This is a genomic window from Pseudomonas sp. Q11 (assembly GCF_024494355.1).
Lineage (GTDB): Bacteria > Pseudomonadota > Gammaproteobacteria > Pseudomonadales > Pseudomonadaceae > Aquipseudomonas > Aquipseudomonas hefeiensis.
On sequence record NZ_JAKNQY010000010.1, the window covers coordinates 103,799 to 121,622 of the forward strand.

The 17,824-nt window shown below is 58.5% G+C and carries 16 protein-coding genes and 1 pseudogene; 10 read left to right on the plus strand and 7 right to left on the minus strand.

The genetic code is table 11. The features are described from left to right. The first annotated feature begins 43 nt into the window (after positions 1–43). Positions 44–1,231: an MFS transporter gene (locus tag MA884_RS12975; protein WP_256230905.1), complete on the plus strand. Its 1,188-nt coding sequence runs from the start codon at positions 44–46 to the stop codon at positions 1,229–1,231. On the opposite strand, the gene MA884_RS12980 is transcribed toward MA884_RS12975, so the two are convergent. After that, positions 1,223–1,930 carry a class I SAM-dependent methyltransferase gene (locus MA884_RS12980; protein WP_256230906.1) on the minus strand — a complete coding sequence of 236 codons (708 nt, stop codon included), beginning with the start codon at positions 1,928–1,930 and terminating at the stop codon, positions 1,223–1,225. The genes MA884_RS12975 and MA884_RS12980 overlap by 9 nt on opposite strands. Before the next feature lie 103 nt (positions 1,931–2,033). Between MA884_RS12980 and MA884_RS12985 the strand changes: the two are divergent. Continuing rightward, a pseudogene (locus tag MA884_RS12985) lies at positions 2,034–2,171 on the plus strand (DUF488 domain-containing protein); the annotation flags it as partial. Positions 2,172–2,193: 22 nt separating this feature from the next. Here MA884_RS12985 and MA884_RS12990 read toward each other — a convergent pair. The 4 genes from MA884_RS12990 to MA884_RS13005 all read right to left on the minus strand — a co-directional run bounded on the left by MA884_RS12990 (position 2,194) and on the right by MA884_RS13005 (position 7,363). Next, complete coding sequence (locus MA884_RS12990; RefSeq protein ID WP_256230907.1) at positions 2,194–2,817, minus strand: YopT-type cysteine protease domain-containing protein; 624 nt, start codon at positions 2,815–2,817, stop codon at positions 2,194–2,196. A gap of 253 nt (positions 2,818–3,070) precedes the next feature. Next, a complete protein-coding gene (locus MA884_RS12995) occupies positions 3,071–5,230 on the minus strand; it encodes a TonB-dependent siderophore receptor (RefSeq protein ID WP_256230976.1) in 2,160 nt (719 codons plus the stop codon). Between the two features lie 318 nt (positions 5,231–5,548). Then, positions 5,549–6,103 carry a DUF4256 domain-containing protein gene (locus MA884_RS13000; RefSeq protein WP_256230977.1) on the minus strand — a complete coding sequence of 185 codons (555 nt, stop codon included), beginning with the start codon at positions 6,101–6,103 and terminating at the stop codon, positions 5,549–5,551. 57 nt (positions 6,104–6,160) lie between these two features. Continuing rightward, positions 6,161–7,363 (minus strand): hypothetical protein, encoded by a 1,203-nt coding sequence (locus MA884_RS13005; protein WP_256230908.1) that lies wholly within the window; start codon positions 7,361–7,363, stop codon positions 6,161–6,163. A gap of 233 nt (positions 7,364–7,596) precedes the next feature. On the opposite strand from MA884_RS13005, the gene MA884_RS13010 reads away from it, so the two are divergent. Genes MA884_RS13010 through MA884_RS13020 form a run of 3 tightly spaced genes read left to right on the plus strand, consistent with a single transcriptional unit; the run spans position 7,597 to position 9,853 of the window. Beyond that, positions 7,597–8,430, plus strand: coding sequence for an oxidoreductase (locus MA884_RS13010; protein WP_256230909.1), 834 nt, complete (start codon positions 7,597–7,599; stop codon positions 8,428–8,430). A gap of 23 nt (positions 8,431–8,453) precedes the next feature. Next, positions 8,454–9,392 carry an AraC family transcriptional regulator gene (locus tag MA884_RS13015; protein ID WP_256230910.1) on the plus strand — a complete coding sequence of 313 codons (939 nt, stop codon included), beginning with the start codon at positions 8,454–8,456 and terminating at the stop codon, positions 9,390–9,392. A 44-nt stretch (positions 9,393–9,436) separates the two neighbouring features. After that, the gene (locus MA884_RS13020) at positions 9,437–9,853 is read left to right on the plus strand and encodes a VOC family protein (protein WP_256230911.1); all 417 of its coding nucleotides are present in this window, start codon (positions 9,437–9,439) and stop codon (positions 9,851–9,853) included. A gap of 347 nt (positions 9,854–10,200) precedes the next feature. Here MA884_RS13020 and MA884_RS13025 read toward each other — a convergent pair whose 3' ends face one another. Further along, entirely contained in the window at positions 10,201–10,572 is a 372-nt protein-coding gene (locus MA884_RS13025) for a PH domain-containing protein (RefSeq protein WP_256230912.1), read from the minus strand. A gap of 447 nt (positions 10,573–11,019) precedes the next feature. Between MA884_RS13025 and MA884_RS13030 the strand changes: the two genes are divergently transcribed. The 5 genes from MA884_RS13030 to MA884_RS13050 all read left to right on the plus strand — a co-directional run bounded on the left by MA884_RS13030 (position 11,020) and on the right by MA884_RS13050 (position 17,138). Continuing rightward, on the plus strand, positions 11,020–12,015 hold the full coding sequence (locus tag MA884_RS13030) for a TRAP transporter substrate-binding protein (protein WP_256230913.1): 996 nt from the start codon (positions 11,020–11,022) through the stop codon (positions 12,013–12,015). Between the two features lie 66 nt (positions 12,016–12,081). After that, positions 12,082–12,714, plus strand: coding sequence for a TRAP transporter small permease (locus MA884_RS13035; RefSeq protein ID WP_256230914.1), 633 nt, complete (start codon positions 12,082–12,084; stop codon positions 12,712–12,714). Continuing rightward, on the plus strand, positions 12,711–13,994 hold the full coding sequence (dctM, locus tag MA884_RS13040) for a C4-dicarboxylate TRAP transporter large permease protein DctM (protein ID WP_256230915.1): 1,284 nt from the start codon (positions 12,711–12,713) through the stop codon (positions 13,992–13,994). The genes MA884_RS13035 and dctM overlap by 4 nt, the downstream gene beginning before the upstream one ends. Positions 13,995–14,103: 109 nt before the next feature. Further along, complete coding sequence (locus MA884_RS13045) at positions 14,104–15,099, plus strand: TRAP transporter substrate-binding protein (RefSeq protein ID WP_256230916.1); 996 nt, start codon at positions 14,104–14,106, stop codon at positions 15,097–15,099. 125 nt (positions 15,100–15,224) lie between these two features. Continuing rightward, positions 15,225–17,138, plus strand: a complete 1,914-nt coding sequence (locus MA884_RS13050; protein ID WP_256230917.1) for an alkaline phosphatase D family protein — start codon at positions 15,225–15,227, stop codon at positions 17,136–17,138. 156 nt (positions 17,139–17,294) lie between these two features. On the opposite strand, the gene MA884_RS13055 is transcribed toward MA884_RS13050, so the two are convergent. Beyond that, complete coding sequence (locus tag MA884_RS13055) at positions 17,295–17,795, minus strand: methylated-DNA--[protein]-cysteine S-methyltransferase (RefSeq protein WP_256230918.1); 501 nt, start codon at positions 17,793–17,795, stop codon at positions 17,295–17,297. Positions 17,796–17,824: the final 29 nt, after the last annotated feature.

The following is a 17,824-nucleotide window of genomic DNA, read 5'->3' on the forward strand; positions in this document are numbered from 1 at the left end:
CGCAAACACACACTAAAAAATGGAATAAGGACATCTGCCCACCGTGGCCACTTACTCGCTCGTCATCCGCCGCCTGATGATCGCTTCACTGACCATCGTCGTCAGCCGCGCCATTACCAGCCCGTTGCTTACCCTGTTCCTGAGCAACAAACTCGGTCTCAACCAACAGGACGTCGGTTTGTTGCTGGGCATCGCGGTGTTCATTGCCACCCTGCTCGCGCTCTACGGCGGCTACATCATCGATCGCCTGGAGAAACGCCGGTTGCTGATCCTGACCATGCTCTCCAGCGCCATCGGATTCGTACTGCTGACCTTCGCCCAGAACCTCTACCTGACTACCCTGACCCTGGTGATCACCGAAACCGCGTCGGCCCTGTTCCTGATCGGCTCCAAGGCGATCCTCAGCGAGAACCTGCCCGTGGGCCAGCGGGCCAAGGCGTTTTCCCTGCGCTACACCCTTACCAATATCGGCTACGCCATCGGCCCGATGCTCGGCGTGGTGATCGCCGGGGTGTACCCGATTGCGCCGTTCTTGATTGCCGGCGCCATCGCTTTCGGCAGCATCTTCCTGATGAGCGGCATTCCCAGCGACTCGGCCCCGGCCCCCGCGATCGGCCAGCCACAGAGTTTTCTGAAGACCCTGGTGACCCTGAAAAACGACCGCACGCTGATCATGTTCACCTGCGGCTGCCTGCTCAGTACCGTGGTCCATGGGCGTTTTACCCTGTACCTGTCGCAATACCTGCTGGTGGTCGAGGACTCCCAGCGCGCGCTGCAAACCATGGCCGCCCTGCTCGCCTGCAATGCGATTGCGGTGATCCTGCTGCAATACCAGATCGGCCGCTTTCTCAAGCGCGAACAGCTACGTTACTGGATCGCCGGTGGCACCAGCCTTTTCATCCTCGGTTTGATCGGCTTCAGCCTGGCCGACAGCCTGGTGTCCTGGTGCGTGGCGATGTTCATTTTCACCCTCGGCGAGATGATCATTTACCCTGCCGAATTCCTCTTCGTTGACACCCTGGCACCGGAAGAACTGCGCGGCAGCTACTACGGCGCGCAGAACCTCGCGGCCCTGGGCGGCGCGTTGAGCCCGGTGATCTGCGGCTTCCTGCTCATGCACACCCCAGCGCCGACAATGTTCTATGCCTTGAGCTTGTTGACCGCGCTGGGCGGCACACTGTGCTTCATGAGTGGTCGGCGAGTGGCGTCAAAGCAAAATAACTCACTTTAGATCTGCTTGCCGCGTACAGAACCATCCGTGCATTAACCCTGCCTGAAAGAACTGCACAGGGGCGTCAAACCCGGCGGCCTTAATAAGGCCCGCGACCTGTTGCGCAGGCAGGATCGCAACATTGCTGGCATAGGCAGTACGCGCTCGCTCCAGCACTTCTGGCTGAAGACCATCGGAGGACATCAATGTCATCCAACTGCGTAACAGCACCTCATAGGCAGGCGATTCGGTATCAGAGGCGAGGTCGGCGTTCGCCAATATTCCGAGTGGTTTAAGACGCTGGGCAATCTCGCGAAAGAACGTGGTGCGGGCGCCTCCTTCCAACAAGAATTGGGAGACCAGAAAACAGGTAGCAGCGTCGTAGCTGGCCTCGGCGACGAGCGTGTCAAGGTAGCCTTCGTGAAAATGGCAGCGCGCGAGAAAGCCCTTCTGAACGGCCCTCTGACGACAGACGTCAAGCATTGCGCCCGAGGGGTCGACAGCAGTGAAATGCCAGCCGGGGAAGCGCTCTGCCAGATGGGCAAGTTCCGCCCCCGTGCCAACGCCTACGCAGAGTATCCGGGCATTTTCCGGCAGACCGCTGAACTGAGATTCGAGCAGCAAATACAGGGCGGCGCGAATCGGCGCCATCCCTTCCCATTGCTTGTCGTAGCTGACAGCGTGCTGGTCGAACAATATCTTTAGGTCTTCATTGCGCATAGGGCACCTTGAGTCGTGATAGACGCATCGCGTTAACCGCGGTACTGCTTTGAGTATCCCAGACCTGTCAAGCCCCATACATTTTCGGCCGCAATGCATGGATCTCACCTTGGTGTATGCCGCCAAGTCTACGGTCGAGAATAATGCCGTGGTGTTGGCTGAATGGTTGGAGGATGAAGTGGAGAAACGGGCGGAGGGCAGTTCGCCGGTTTACTATCGATCCGAACTCCCCGGCCACTGATGTGAGCTGAATTCGATTGCGATCAGTGGGGTGCTGCTCCTTGGAACTCACCGAATGCATCCTCGTGATCAAACTCCAACAGGTAGCTTTCAGTCACATGCCCGCCGGGAACGACGTAGCTCGCCAGCAGCGCATGCAGGTCGTTGCACAGGTGGGTCCTCGATTGATAAGCACCGACACCGTAGTTGGGGTCAAAGAGTCTGCCCGTCTGGCCCTCATCGAAGGACGCCGCGATGGCGTGAGCACCGCGGCCCTGCGGACCACCGACGAAATAGAACGAGATAATGAAGTGGCGGGCCCCAGTCCTCTGGAGGACGTCGAGGACGATGTGGCTGGCAACGCCATCAGCGTAAGCCGTCTCTTTGATCGAGTCGCGTCCGATGACCGCATCGGCGGTGCTGCCCATCGCCACGAGTTCGCCCAACGTCATTGACTCGCTCAGCATCTCCTGCGTCCGGGAGACGTCCTCCTTCCTGGCCCGCAACGTGGCGAAACAGTCAAAGGGCGCACCGATCTTGGCCCAGAGCGTACTGAAACCGAAGCACACGCCCAGGCCCTCCCCTCCATACCAAGGAATGCCCCCGCCGAATAGCGCGCCTTGCCCTTCCCATCTTCTACTCTGGTGTGCTCGGGGGAAGGTGAACATGGGGGCTTTCTCCAGGGGGTGACGGTTCCTGTCAACGGTAGACGAGGGGCAACCCGGGCGCCATTTTCCTGGTGCATTGTGTTGGATGGTTTGGGGCTGCTGCGCAGCCCAGCGGGGATAAATCCCCTCGCCACACGTTCGGGCCGTACGGCGGGAGGGTTCGGTGTAGGGCGGGCGAAAAAGCACGACACCGGCGCAGGGCCGGTGTCGTGTTCATTGGGTTCAGCGGCGGGCAATGGCGCCCTTTGGTTGCTTAGAAGCGGTACTTCGCCGAAGCGGTAATGCTGCGCGGTGCGCCGTAGGTCAGGGCTCCGTAGGCGTCGAAGATGTCGAAGTACTTTTCGTCGGTGACGTTGTTGGCATTCACCTGCGCCGAGAGGTTGTCGGTGATTTCATAGCGCGCCATCAGGTTGACCAGGGCGTAGGCATCTTGCTGGATCTTCTCGGGGTTGCCGGCCGGGTTGGTGGCGTAGGTGTAGATCGAGTCTTGCCAGTTAACGCCGCCGCCGATGGTCAGTTTGTTGAAGGCGCCTGGCAGGCGATAGGTGGTGAAGGTACGCAGTAACTTGGTGGGGTACAGCGTATTCACTTCATTGCCATCAGCGTCTTCGGCGGTGAATTGGGTGTAGCCGACCGAGGCGTTCCAGTCGGTTGCCAGTTCGCCGGAGACTTCCAGCTCGAAGCCCTTGCTGGTAGCGCCTTCGCTGGCTTCGTACGCATAACCGCCGACGGGGTTCGAAGGGTCGATCAACTGGCCGGTGCTCTGGCCCAGGTTGTCCTGTTTGATCTGGAAAATCGCAGCGGAGGCGTTCAAACGGCCCTCGAAGAATTCACCTTTGAGCCCCATTTCATTGCTTTCACCCACGATGGGCTCCAGTGTCTGGCCGCTGCTGTCGCGCACCGACTGCGGCAGGAAAATTTCCGTGTAGCTGGCATAGGCCGAGATATTGTCGGTGAGGTCATAAACAATGCCGGCATAGGGCGTCAGCTCGTTATCAACATCGATCTTGCTTACTTCTGAATAGATGTCATCACTGGTCTTTTCGTACCAGCTTTCACGGGCGCCAAGAATCACTTTCAAGTCATCGGTCACGTTCAAGCGGGTGGCGGCGAAGAGGCCTTTTTGCCGAGTTTCGCTGTAGCCGTAGTCGGACCGTGGCCCCCACACCGGCTCGGGGAAGTTGCCGTTATAAGCATCGAAATTGGCCACGCCGCCAAAACCTGTCTGCGCATTGAGTGCATCGGCGTCGAACTTCTGTTTGCTGTCCACGTAACCAAACGCCAACTCGTGCTCACGGCCCAGCAACGAGAACGGGCCATTGAAACGAATGCTGTAGTCATCCTGGGTGGTTTCGGTCTTGTAGGTCGCCGGGAACGAACTCATTCCAGAGCTGCCGTCCCTGCCGGGATTGCCGGAAAGGTACAGCAGGGAGGAGTCGCCAGTGCGCTCGCCGCGGTTGTAGCTGAGGTTGACTTGCCAGTCGTTGGCAAAGGTATGGTCGAGGTTGACGAAGTAGGTTTCGTAAGTGGTGTCCCATTTGCTCCAATCGGCGGAGGTGGTCTTCGAACGGCTCCAGTGAGTACGGCCGCCGTCGGCGTACCAGACCGGCAGGCCGCCCCACATCGGCGAATCCTCTTTGGTTTCCTGTCGGCTCAAACCGAACCACAGCGTGGTGTTCGGCGTCAGGTCGATATCCATGGTGCCGTAGAGGGTTTGGCGCTGGGTCGAGTTCATGTCCATCCAGCTATCGCCCTCGTTGGTCTCCCCGACCAGACGCGCGCGAATGGTGCCTTCCTCGTTCAACGCGGTCGCCACATCGGCCTCAACGCCATAGGTGTCCCATGTGCCGGCGCTCAGTTCTACCGAACCCTTGAGCTCAGTGCTGCTGGCGCGCTTGCGCACCATATTGATGGACGCGGACGGATCGCCGGCACCGGTCATCAAACCGTTGGCACCGCGCACGACTTCCACGCGGTCATACATCGCCAGGCTGCTGAAAATTTCTCCTGAACTCCATGGCTGCTCGTAGATGGTGGGAACGCCATCGATCATCAACGAGTTGAGTTCAAAACCCCGGGCGTTGAACTGCGCACGGCTTGTTTCGTAGCGGTTGACCGAAACCCCGGTGGCGTTATTGACCACGTCAAGAATGGTTTTCAGGTCCTGGTCTTGAATGCGCTGCTGGGTAACGACACTGACCGACTGCGGGGTTTCGCGCAAAGACATGCTCAATGGCGTGGCCGTGCGCGCCGCGTCAGTGGTGTAGGAATGGGTGTCTTCGGTGACGGCACTGCGCTCGCGGGGAGCGGTCTCCGTGATCGAGATCGGGGCCAGGGTAAGAGAGTTTTCCGACTCGACCTGCTCCGCCGCCTGTACAGAGGGCCCGCAGAAGACGATACCGATTGCCAGCATGTGCACTGAAAGAGCCAGGGGCCGAAGTGCCAAAGGCGGGCGTGGGGCAGCAGTGTTTTGCGCGCAGGAGAGGTTGGAGGCGGACATGGGGGCTCACGTGTGATTGACGTTATTGAGAATGCCTATCATACGTAAACTCATCCAGAATCCAAATAGGATTAATACTCAATTGAGATTGAGTTCCATGTGAGACCGCCCAGCGCATTTCACGGCCGGTTCTCTGAGCGAAACCTCACCGAGCCGGCTAATCCGTCATCGCGTCGAACATTGTTCAGGAGTCTGAAAAAAACCTGGACGTGGGCTTTTCCATTTAAACCATCAAACACAAAGCAACCCCCGAAACCCTCTGGCCGCGTAATACGACTGCACGCCATTGTGGTAGATGAACACTCGCTCATAGCGGTAATCACCGAACAGCGCCCCGCCGAGCGTGCGAAGTTCAGGGGGCGTCGCCAGCCAACTGGACGTTTTCGCATCAAACTCATCGAGCGTTTGCAGGGCGCGGTACTGATCTTCCGTCAGCAGGGCGATGCCCATCGCTTCGGCCATTTCGACGGCGCTGCCCTTGGGTTTGTTTTCCTTGCGTGCGTCCAGGGCGGCGCGGTCGTAGCAGAGGCTTCGGCGGCCGGTCGGGCTTTCTTTGGCGCAATCGCAGAAGGTGATGAGACCGGACTCTTTGTCCTGGTCGATGACGTCGGGTTCGCCGCCGGTGGTTTCCATGGCCTGGAGGGATTTCAGGGCGTTGGGGTTGGCTTCGAGCCGGGTTTGGACGTCGGCCCAGGAGATGTTTGGGTGGCGCTGGGGGTTTTGGTCGAAGCGGATTTTCAGGGTTTTCAGGGTTTGAAGAAGCGTGTCCTGTTCTTGCTTTTTCATGGTCTTGAAGTCCACCGATGGTCGGTTGCAGAGACCGCGCTGCCTGCCTCACAGGGGCTAGAACATAGCGCCGTTAAACACCTGGGCATTATGGAATTTCAAGTGCCCTGCCGAAGCGTTCGTATATTGCTCGACCAGATCGTAAGCGCCCAGATCGCTCATCTCGATTGAATTGGGTGCGGTGATCGATTTTGTCATTGGCTGAATGACCAGTCCTTTAACCACGGGTGGCCCCGGATTGATCAACGCGTCGAGAATTTTTCTAACCATGGTGGTCTTGGCGTAGACATCCGTCGTTGAGGTGCTGGCGAGATTGCCGTTCGTTCCCAACAGGCCAACCAGACAGTAGAACACCCAGCAAGGGGACATTTGCCAGCCGTACTTGGCTTCGCCAAGTTCCGCGTCCTTGCTGCCTTTGCATTCGACAATGATGTATTCCTCGACCACGCCACTTTGCAGATTACGCTTGACCCATATCTGGTCGATGCCGTTGTTGCGCCCTGAAGACGCCTTGCCGATCTTCATCTGGTATTCATCGCCCAGGACGGTAATCAGCAGTTTGGCGGCGGCATATTCCCCACGGGTTTCGCTAGCAAAATGCACGGCGTTTGAATTCTCCAGGTTTGCGAAGTGGTTATGAATCCGGTCGCCCGATTTTCGGTCATGGACGGAGAACTTATGGGAAATACCGCCGTAGTTTTGAAGCCAGTTATAAATCTTCGCTTGGGCGGCCGGGTCCGATTGGAGCAGGTTCCAGTAGCCGAGTGCGGTCGGGTCGGGGATTGCCTGAAACAAGGCGGCTCTGCGCTCAAGCACCTGCTGAGCCGCGTAGGTGGTGATGGGGTTGGTGGTCCCAAACGTTTGCACGACGTCGGGGAGGTAGAAGCTTCCCTTGGTGAATTGTTTATCACGCGCCACGGCCTCTTTGATCTTCACGGCATCTGCGGTATCCAACAAGACCAGTTGATCAGCCCGGTCAGGATTTCCATAATCGGTGGTAAGGCCATGTCTGTTTCTGACTTGAGCCCGGACATGCCGCCACTCCGTTCCGGCGGTATCTACCTGTGTGATGCCAAGACTGCCTATCGGCGTAAAGGGATAACTGCCAGTGGTCAAGGTCAAAGGTTTTGAATCGAAGGCGGTATCCGGCGTAAAAAGCAAGGTGGTCTTTTTGCCGTCGCGCCGCTCCTTCGGGGCCAGCTCCATGATGCTTTTATTCAGCGTTTCGTTCAGATTGGTGTAGTCATTGAGGTAGTTCACTGGAATCCCTCCCGTGCAGCTTCCAGAGTAAGAACATGAGTCTAGACAATTGTTTGAATCATGTTTATTCGCCCGCTATTCAAGCCGCCGATAGCGGGCGCAGCTTTTGATTCAAGCCGTTAACAGGGGCGGGCCGCTCTGATAGGAATAGGCAATGCTCCCAGGCAAACCGGCATAGGTGCCGCCGTTTTCGATCGCTACCATGGCCTCGTACTTAATTATCGGAACTTGCCATGCACAGCAGAAAAACCCTATTCATCACGGGAGTGAGCAGTGGCTTCGGCCAGGCTCTTGCACAAGAAGCACTTGCCGCAGGCCATCGTGTCATCGGCACTGTGCGCAGTGAAGCGGCCTTGCGGGCCTTTGAGGCACTCAATGTGGATCGCGCTCACGGCGTCATTCTGGATGTCACTGACTTCGACCGGATCGACAGCGTAGTCGCGACTACAGAGGCGACTCACGGCCCGGTCGATGTGTTGGTGAACAATGCCGGTTATGGTCATGAGGGCATTTTCGAGGAGTCGCCGCTGGAGCAGATGCGCCGCCAATTCGACGTCAACGTGTTCGGCGCGGTCGCGGTGACCAAGGCTTTCGTGCCTTACTTTCGAAAGCGCCGAGCCGGTCGAATCCTCAATATCACCTCGATGGGTGGCACGATCACGATGCCGGGTATTGCGTACTACTGTGGGAGCAAGTTTGCGCTCGAAGGTATCTCCGATACGCTGAGCAAAGAGCTGCTACCTTTCAACATCTACGTGACCGCCGTGGCGCCTGGCTCGTTTCGCACGGACTGGGCGGGTCGTTCGATGCAGCGCACCCTACGGAGCATTGCCGACTACGACGCCAGTTTCGACCCGGTACGTAAAGCGCGCCAAGAGAAAAGCGGCAAACAGCTCGGCAACCCGCAAAAAGCGGCGCAAGCGATGTTGCAGCTGATTGCCAGCCCGACGCCTCCTGCGCACTTGCTCTTGGGCAGTGATGCGCTAAGCCTGGTACGTGACAAGCTCAGCTGTGCGGCCAGTGAGATTGATCAATGGGAAGCCCTGACCCGCTCGACCGATGGTTGAACGACAGGCAAAAGGTGAGATCAATGACCCAGGCCGCCCCACCCACCTCGCGCATGGTGCAGTTGATGGAAAAGCTCGCGCCGGTCGAAGGCTACAATCTCAGCGCACTGGAGGACATTCGCTTTTTGCGTTCGAACCGGCCGTTAACCCGCACACCGGTTCTGTATGACCCAGGTATTGTCATTCTGTGTCAGGGGCGCAAGCGCGGCTATCTGGGAAATGGCGTCTACGTTTATGACGCCCAGCACTATCTTGTGGTGTCTGTCCCGGCGCCGTTCACCATGGAAACCGACGCCAGCGAGACAGAGCCCATGCTGGCGGTTTACATGCGTTTGAACTTTCAACTGGCCAGCGAGTTGATGCTGCAAGTAGACGACGCCCTCGGACCCAGCAATGCCCAACCCAAGGGTATGTATGCCTCGCCAATGGACGATTTGCTGCGCGCCTCGACGCTGCGTTTTCTTGAAGCGATGAGCAGTCCGGTCGACGCGCAAATACTCGGGCCATCTCTGATTCGGGAAATCTACTACCGCATCCTGACCGGCGGACAGGGTGGCTCAATGCGCGCGGCGCTTAATCGGCAGGGTCACTTCGGCAAGATCACTCGCGCGATCCGCAAGATCCACAGTTGCTACCAGGAACGATTGGACGTGGAGTCCCTTGCTCACGAGGCGGGCATGAGCATGCCCAACTTTCACCTGCACTTTCGAAGTGTGACCGACTCTTCACCCATGCAGTATCTGAAATCGACGCGCTTGCATCAGGCGCGATTACTGATGCTGCGCAACACCATGAGCGCTTCAGCAGCGGCGTTCAACGTAGGCTACGAAAGCGCCTCGCAATTCAGCCGTGAGTTCAAACGCTTTTTCGGCCGCACGCCCCAGGCAGAGATCGAATGGATGAAGGCGACTTATGCATTGCCGGCCCCCTCCACCCCCTCTATCTATGTCTCGTCACACTAACCAACAACCGCCTGCCCATGAACATCGCGGATAACGAGGCCTGTATGAGGAACTTCACGATTCAATGTATTGACCATATCGTCCTGCGGGTGAAGGACCTTGATCGCAGTCTCGCGTTCTACACCTCGGTGCTCGGTTGCGAACTCAAGAAGCGCCGGGACGATCTTGGGATGCTCCACCTCAGCACCGGTGTTTCGATGATCGATCTGGTTGCTGTCGACGGGCCGCTGGGTCGCGAGGGTGGGCCGGCGGCTGGCAAGCAAGGGCACAATGTCGACCACCTCTGCTTGCGCATCGAGCCGTTCGATGAACAAGCCCTCCTCGCTCATTTGGCCTCAGCCGGTCTGAGCGTTGAGAAAGCGCAGATGCGCTATGGCGCGCAGGGAAAAGGTTGGTCGGTCTACTGCTTCGATCCAGACGGCAACCAGATCGAGTTGAAGGGCCCGGCGCTGAAGCCCTGAACTTCACGGTCGGTCTGGGCCAGTGATGCTGAATGTGCCGCCGTCATCGCGAGCAGGCTCGCTCCCACAGGGGATGTGTGGCGGGCACAAAAACCTGTGAACACCCCCAATCAAAACTGTGGGAGCGGGCTTGCTCGCGAAAGCGGTCTATCTGAACCGGCGATGCTGAATGTGCCGCCGTCATCGCGAGCAGGCTCGCTCCCACAGGGGATTTGTGTCGGGCACAAAAACCTGTGAACACCACCGATAAAAACTGTGGAAGCGGGCTTGCTCGCGATAGCGGTCTGGCTGAATCAGTAATGCTGAATATGCCGCCGTCATCGCGATCAGACTCGCGCCCACTGACATCAGGCCAAAAGGTGCTTAGAGATCAGTCTCGATATTTCGACAATGCCCGTCTTGCCGGTGAATTCAAACTTCACTTTGCCCAGGGATGAAAAGTAAATCTCCAGCTCCGAATCCAGATCGAAGGTGCCGGAGGTTTCTACCGAGTAGGCCACGATGTTTTTATAAGGCAGAGAGGTGAAGTCTTTTTTGCTGCCGGTGATGCCTTGCACGTTCACCGCAATGATGCGTTTATTGGTGAAGACCACACCGTCGCGCATGGACTTATAGGCGTCGATGACCTGTTCGCCGTCCAGCAACAGGGCCGTTACACGTTCGGCATACTCATCGTTTTGCTTGAGCTTGAAGAAGCCTTTGTTGTTGAAATCGATCATCCGTAAATCCTTGTGGGGGTTGAAAAGCGTTCCAGGCTTCCTGGGGCCAGTAGAGTCCGGCAGGGAGATTCTGGCTCAGCCATGGATGACATCACAAGGCTATTACGGACCCTTTCACGTCCTCACCGGGATTAAATCCCTCGCTGCGGGGTTTGATGCGGACAACAGGCCAGTAGCCATTATTTCTCTTTTATGGTTTCCTGACCCCCGTTACAGTTGCAGGCTGAAACCTTTCGCCCTGTTTCGGTCCCGAAGGTTATCGCCCCGGCCCTGGAAGGCTCTAACGCACCCTTTTGAGGCGTTAGCCAATACTCGCGATTTTTTCCGTACTGACCGTCACAATCCCCCGGCAAACTGTTTTTCTGCCTAGACTTGCAACTGTCCGCCGTGCGCTGTGTTTTGAATGAGCCCGCACGATAAATACAAAAACAACGAGGAAACCCCACAATGTTCAAACCTATCTGGAAAGCGCTCGCCTGTACGCTGGCTCTCAGTGCGTTGAGCACGGCCATGGCGGCTGATCCTGTGATCATCAAGTTCTCCCACGTGGTAGCCGAGCAAACGCCCAAGGGCCAGGGTGCAATGCTGTTCAAAAAGCTCGTGGAGGAGCGTCTGCCAGGCAAAGTGAAGGTCGAGGTCTACCCCAACTCCTCGTTGTTCGGCGATGGCAAGGAAATGGAAGCCCTGCTGCTGGGCGACGTGCAGATGATTGCGCCGTCGCTTGCCAAGTTCGAGCACTACACCAAGTCCGTGCAGTTGTTCGACCTGCCGTTTTTGTTCGATGACATCTCCGCCGTGGACCGCTTCCAGTTGAGCCCTGAAGGCCAGAAGCTGCTCAAGTCCATGGAAAGCAAAAACATCACCGGCCTGGCCTACTGGCACAACGGCATGAAGCAGTTGTCGGCGAACAAGCCGCTACGTGAACCCAAGGATGCCCGTGGCCTGAAGTTCCGCGTGCAGGCCTCGGCAGTGCTGGAAGAGCAGTTCAAGGCAGTGAACGCCAACCCGCGCAAAATGAGTTTCGCCGAGGTGTATCAAGGCCTGCAGACTGGCGTGGTCAACGGTGCGGAAAACCCGTACTCGAACATCTACAGCCAGAAAATGCATGAAGTGCAGAAGTACATCACCGAGTCCAACCACGGTGTACTCGACTACATGCTGATCACCAACACCAAGTTCTGGAACGGCCTGCCACCCGACATCCGTACCGAACTGGACAAGATTCTGGTTGAAGTCACCACCCACGTGAACAACGAAGCGGCGCAACTGAACCAGAAAGACAAACAGCGCATCCTGGACGCCAAGACCACCGAAATCATCACCCTCACGCCGCAAGAACGCGGCGAGTGGCGCGACAAGATGAAGCCGGTATGGAAGAAGTTTGAAGGTGACATCGGTGCTGATCTGATCAAAGCCGCCGAAGCCTCCAACAAGGCTCAGTAATGGGTTGGCCGGTGCTGCCACCCTGGCAGCGCCGGCCTGTCGTCCCCCCTGCAGGAGATGTCATCCATGAACGCCCTTCGGCGCATCTGGGAACACTTCGAGGAAGGTTTCATTGCCTTTCTTCTGGCCACCATGACGCTGGTTACTTTCGTCTATGTGGTGCTCAACAACCTCTACACCGTTTTTTATAGCCTCGGCGATAACTGGCCTGCCGCCAGCGAGCCGGCGTTCGCCATTGGCGACAGCATCATGGGCATGGCCCAGGCCATGACCTGGAGCAGCTCGCTGACCAAGGCACTGTTTGGCTGGCTGATCTTTTTCGGATTGTCCTACGGCGTGCGCACGGCCGGGCATATCGGCGTGGATGCGCTGGTGAAACTGGCGAGCAAACCAATACAACGCTTTATCGGCGTGATCGCCTGCCTGTGCTGCCTGACTTACGCCGGGCTGCTGGCCGTCGCCAGTTTCGAGTGGATCAACACCCTGATGATCGCGCAGATCGGCGCAGAGGACCTGGGCCACTTCGGCATCATGCAATGGCACATCGGCCTGATCGTGCCGGTGGGTTTTGCGTTGGTGTTTATCCGTTTCGCGGAAATTCTCGTGCGCATCCTGATGAATCGTCAGACAGGCCTGGGCCTGGCCGATGAAGCGGCGGAAGCCATCAAATTGACTGAACACGAGGAAGACAAGCCATGACCATTGCCTTCCTGTTCGTGGCGCTGTTCGTGCTGATGTTTATCGGCGTGCCCATCGCCATTTCGTTGGGGCTGGCCGGTTCCCTGACCATCATTTTCTTCAGCCCGGACTCAGTGCGGTCCCTGGCGATCAAGCTGTTCGAAACATCTGAACACTACACACTGCTGGCGATTCCGTTCTTCCTGCTGGCCGGTGCGTTCATGACCACCGGTGGCGTGGCGCGACGCCTGATCGACTTTGCCAACGCCTGCGTCGGGCATATCCGTGGCGGTCTGGCGATTGCGGCGGTGCTGGCGTGCATGCTGTTTGCGGCATTATCGGGCTCAAGCCCTGCGACCGTAGCGGCGGTCGGTTCCATCGCCATTGCCGGTATGGTGCGCTCGGGTTATCCACAATCGTTTGGCGCCGGCATCGTCTGCAACGCCGGCACCTTGGGTATCCTGATTCCACCCTCGATCGTGATGGTGGTCTACGCCGCGGCGACGGAAACCTCCGTGGGCAAGCTGTTCATGGCCGGCGTGATTCCCGGTGTGCTGCTGGGGTTATCGTTGATGGTGGCGATTTACATCGTCGCGGTGAAAAAGAACCTGCCCGCCCTGCCCCGTGCGACGTTGCGCGAATGGTTGTCCACAGCGCGCAAGGCGGCCTGGGGCCTGTTGTTGATGGTGATCATCCTCGGTGGGATTTATTCCGGGATGTTCACGCCGACCGAAGCGGCTGCGGTGGCGGCGGTGTACTCGGCGTTTATCGCATTGTTCGTCTATAAGGACCTGACAATTCGCGAAACCCCGAAGGTGCTGCTCGAATCGGCCAAGCTGACCATCATGCTGATGTTCATCATCGCCAACGCCATGCTCTTCGCCCATGTGCTGACCACCGAGCAACTGCCGCAACAAATCACCGCGTGGGTGATCGAGGCCGGGCTGACGCCGGTGACCTTCCTGCTGGTGGTCAACATCGTGCTGCTGATTGCCGGTGCGTTCATGGAGCCTTCGGCGATCATCCTGATCCTGGCGCCGATCCTGTTCCCTATCGCCATGCAACTGGGCATCGACCCGATCCACCTGGGCATCATCATGGTGGTGAACCTGGAGATCGGCTTGATCACGCCTCCGGTGGGGTTGAACCTGTTTGTCACCTCGGCAGTGACCGGCATGTCCCTGCCCGCCACCATCCGCGCAGCCATGCCATGGCTGATGATCCTGCTGACGTTCCTGATGCTGATTACCTATGTGCCATGGATCTCGCTGGCCTTGCCGAACTGGCTTGGGATGAACTAGCCCCGACTGAAGACACGCGCGGTGGCGGGGGGAGTTTGCTCCCTCGCCACCGCGCTGTCGGGCTAAGCCTGTGTGTCGCACCGTCGACCAATAAAAGGGAAGCCTCTCCATGCTAAAACCTCTTCGCAAAGCGCTCGCCTTTACCTTGAGTTTCAGTCTATTGGGCTCAGCCATGGCGGCTGAACCGATCGTGATCAAGTTTTCCCACGTAGTGGCCGAGCAAACGCCCAAGGGCCAGGGCGCGTTGATGTTCAAGAAACTGGTGGATGAACGATTGCCGGGCCGCGTGAAGGTCGAGGTGTATCCCAACTCCACGCTGTTTGGCGATGACAAGGAGATGGAAGCGCTGCTGCTGGGTGACGTGCAGATCATTGCGCGCTCGCTGGCCAAGTTCGACCAGTACACCCGATCAGTGCAGTTGTTCGACTTGCCGTTTCTATTCAACGACATTGCGGCGGTGGACCGCTTCCAGCAGAGCCCGCAAGGGCAGAAACTGCTCAAGTCCATGGAAAGCAAGAACATCACGGGCCTGGCTTACTGGCACAACGGCATGAAGCAGTTGTCGGCCAACAAACCCTTGCGTGTACCCGAGGATGCCCGTGGCTTGAAGTTCCGGGTCCAGAGTTCGGCCGTGCTGGAAGAACAATTCAGGGCGGTGGACGCCAGGCCCCAACCGATGATTTTCTCCGTGGTGTACCAGGGCCTGCGCACCGGTTTGGTCAACGGCACGGAAAACACCTACTCAAACTTCTACAACCAGAAACAGCATCAAGTACAGAAGTACATCACCGAATCCAACCACGGCATCCTCGACTACATGCTGATCGCCTCGTCCGACTTCTGGAACGGCCTGCCGCCGGATATCCGCAGCGAACTGGACAAGATCGTGGCCGAGGCCACCGCCTATGCAAACAGTGAGGCGGATCGACTGAACCAGCAGGACAAGCAGTTCATCCTCGACGCCGGGACCACCGAGATCATTAGCCTCACGCCCCAGCAGCGCAACGCCTGGCGCGACAGGATGAAACCGGTGTGGGCCAAGTTTGAAAAAGAAATTGGGCCGGATCTGATCAAGGCCGCGCAAGCATCCAACCAGGTGCAGTGATGCAACAAAGCCCAGTGCTCCCTCACCACAAAAGCCGGAGCACTACGCCTTTTCACCGAGCCCCAGCTACCCAGCGCATTGCGTTATGATCCCCGCCTCCATCGGAACCAGAGCTTTACCCGCGAATGTTGCCGTCCTCCTCTGACATCTCCCCTGCCCTGCCCCCCGTCCTGGTCGGCCCGCTATTGCGGCGGCTGGAACCCACGCGGCTGGTGATGTGGCTGGTGGGCACACGTTCCTTGACGCTGACGCTGCGTGTGGACGGTGTCGGCGATCTCCCCCTGGATGCCACACACTGCACCGTCGTGCCCGTGGGGCAGCAGGCTTTTGTGCACCTGATCGATATACGACTGGACACCGACACCGCCCTGCCCCTGGACGTGGCGATTGACTATGACCTGCTGGTGGACGGCGCCCCCATTGCCGAATGGGCGCCCCATCTGTTGTATGGCCAGGCGCAGTGCCCGAACTTCGTCCTGCATTCGCGTATCGATCAGTTGGTCCATGGCTCCTGCCGCAAACCCCACTACCCGACCAACGACGGCTTGCTCTGCGTCGACCGGCTGTTGGCACAAACGCCGCAGCAGCGTCCGGCGTTGTTGATGATGAGCGGTGATCAGGTCTATGCCGATGACGTCGCCGGGCCGATGCTGCGGGCGATTCATGCCTTGATCGAGCGGCTTGGGCTGTTCGAGGAATGCCTGGACGGCGCGGTGGTAGAAGACAGTGCCAAGCTCTATGAACACCCGGCCAGCTACTACCACCGCGCCGATTTATTACCGGCGCTGGAGAGCAACGAAACCCTGCGCGAGCGTTTTTTCGGCGGGGCCCGTAAGCCGATATTCACCAGCAGCAGCGCCGACAATCATCTGGTGACCTTCGCTGAAGTCATGGCGATGTACTTGCTGGTGTGGTCACCCGTGCCGTGGACGCTGATCGACCCGCAACCGCCGGAATTGACCGCCGAGCGGCGCCAGCGCTACGCGCTGGAACAGCAGCGCATCAATGGCTTCAAGACCGGTCTTGGGGGCGCGGCGCGGGTGTTTGCGCACCTGTCGTGCCTGATGATTTTCGACGATCACGACATCACCGATGACTGGAATCTATCGGCGCAGTGGGAAGAAACGGCCTACGGCCACCCATTCTCAAAGCGCATCATCGGCAACGCGCTGATCGCCTACATGCTCTGCCAGGGCTGGGGCAACAACCCGGACGCGTTTGATGACGTAGTCCAACAAACCGTGGCCCTGAGCGACACCGCCCAGGACCGGTATCTGGACAGCGGCCCGCAGGACAAATTGATCGACACGCTGCTGGGTTTCCAGCAATGGCACTACGTATTGCCGACCACCCCGGCCCTGGTGGTGCTCGACACCCGCACCCGCCGCTGGCGCAGCGAGCGCAACCTCAAGCAGCCTTCGGGATTGCTCGATTGGGAAGCCCTGAGCGAACTTCAGCAGGAACTGCTGGATCACCCCTCGGCGATCATTGTTTCACCGGCGCCGATCTTCGGTGTGAAGCTGATCGAAACCGTGCAGCGGGTGTTCAGTTGGTGCGGTTATCCGTTGCTGGTGGACGCGGAAAACTGGATGGCTCATCGCGGTGCGGCCCAAGTGATCCTGAACATTTTCCGGCACTCGCGCACACCCGGTAATTACGTGGTGCTGTCAGGGGATGTGCATTATTCCTTCGTCTATGAGGTGTTGATCCCGCACCGCAAGGGCGGTCCACGCATCTGGCAGATCACCAGCAGCGGCATCAAGAATGAGTTCCCACCGGCGCTGCTGGAATGGTTCGATCGCCTGAACCGTTGGCTCTACTCGCCCCGCTCGCCCCTGAACTGGTTCACCAAGCGCCGCAGCATGCGCATCATTCCTCACACCCCCGAACACGCCGAGGCTGGAGAGCGGTTGTGGAACTCGGCGGGGATCGGGCAGGTGTTCTTCAATGAACTGGGGCAGCCGGCGCAGATTTTCCAGCACAACGCCAACGGCAAACCGCCGACGCGCATGCTGGCGCCGAAAGAACCTTCGACCTGAGCCGAGTGGGCACTGCACACGATTTGTGGGAGCGAGCCTGCTCGCGATGGCGCAGGCACCTCCAACATCCTTGCAAGCTGACCTTGCGCTATCGCGAGCAGGCTCGCTCCCACAAGGGATTTGCAGTGTTATGAGTTCGCGGTCAAATGAAATAGCTCAAAACACCAACTGCAGCGTCTGCTGACCTTCCAGGCTCAGCAGGAACTGTTTGGCCGCAAGGCCGCCCGCGAAGCCGGTGAGGCTGCCACCGGTGCCGATGACGCGGTGGCAGGGGGCGATGATGGAGATGGGGTTGCGGCCGTTGGCGGCGCCTACCGCCCGCACAGCCGAGGGTTGGCCGATCTGGATGGCGATGTCGCGGTAACTGCGGGTTTCACCGAACGGAATCGTCAGCAGCGCTTGCCAGACCCGGACCTGGAAGTCGGTGCCGGCAAAGTCCAGCTCCAGCTCGAAACGGCGGCGCTGGCCGGCGAAATACTCCATGAGCTGGCGCTCGGTTTCGTTGAGGACCGGGTGCTGGCTGTCCTCTTCCAAAGGCCCCAGGCGCACGCGGTTGAGGCGCTCGTTTTCCCAAAGAATGGCCGCCAGTTTGGTATCCCGGGCAACGAGGATCAGTTGGCCAACGGGGGATGGGATGGTTTTGTACAGGGGTAACATCAAGCATTCCTTATCGCTGGCCAACCGCT

Bases quoted from the DNA above. Each gene is read 5' to 3' on its own strand.
- MA884_RS13025 (WP_256230912.1), bottom strand. From the start codon at position 10,572: ATGATCGATTTCAACAACAAAGGCTTCTTCAAGCTCAAGCAAAACGAT.
- MA884_RS13020 (WP_256230911.1), top strand. From the start codon at position 9,437: ATGAGGAACTTCACGATTCAATGTATTGACCATATCGTCCTGCGGGTG.
- MA884_RS13010 (WP_256230909.1), top strand. From the start codon at position 7,597: ATGCACAGCAGAAAAACCCTATTCATCACGGGAGTGAGCAGTGGCTTC.
- MA884_RS13015 (WP_256230910.1), top strand. From the start codon at position 8,454: ATGACCCAGGCCGCCCCACCCACCTCGCGCATGGTGCAGTTGATGGAA.
- dctM (WP_256230915.1), top strand. From the start codon at position 12,711: ATGACCATTGCCTTCCTGTTCGTGGCGCTGTTCGTGCTGATGTTTATC.
- MA884_RS13050 (WP_256230917.1), top strand. From the start codon at position 15,225: ATGTTGCCGTCCTCCTCTGACATCTCCCCTGCCCTGCCCCCCGTCCTG.
- MA884_RS13030 (WP_256230913.1), top strand. From the start codon at position 11,020: ATGTTCAAACCTATCTGGAAAGCGCTCGCCTGTACGCTGGCTCTCAGT.
- MA884_RS13000 (WP_256230977.1), bottom strand. From the start codon at position 6,103: ATGAAAAAGCAAGAACAGGACACGCTTCTTCAAACCCTGAAAACCCTG.
- MA884_RS12990 (WP_256230907.1), bottom strand. From the start codon at position 2,817: ATGTTCACCTTCCCCCGAGCACACCAGAGTAGAAGATGGGAAGGGCAA.
- MA884_RS13035 (WP_256230914.1), top strand. From the start codon at position 12,082: ATGAACGCCCTTCGGCGCATCTGGGAACACTTCGAGGAAGGTTTCATT.
- MA884_RS12980 (WP_256230906.1), bottom strand. From the start codon at position 1,930: ATGCGCAATGAAGACCTAAAGATATTGTTCGACCAGCACGCTGTCAGC.
- MA884_RS12995 (WP_256230976.1), bottom strand. From the start codon at position 5,230: ATGCTGGCAATCGGTATCGTCTTCTGCGGGCCCTCTGTACAGGCGGCG.
- MA884_RS13045 (WP_256230916.1), top strand. From the start codon at position 14,104: ATGCTAAAACCTCTTCGCAAAGCGCTCGCCTTTACCTTGAGTTTCAGT.
- MA884_RS13055 (WP_256230918.1), bottom strand. From the start codon at position 17,795: ATGTTACCCCTGTACAAAACCATCCCATCCCCCGTTGGCCAACTGATC.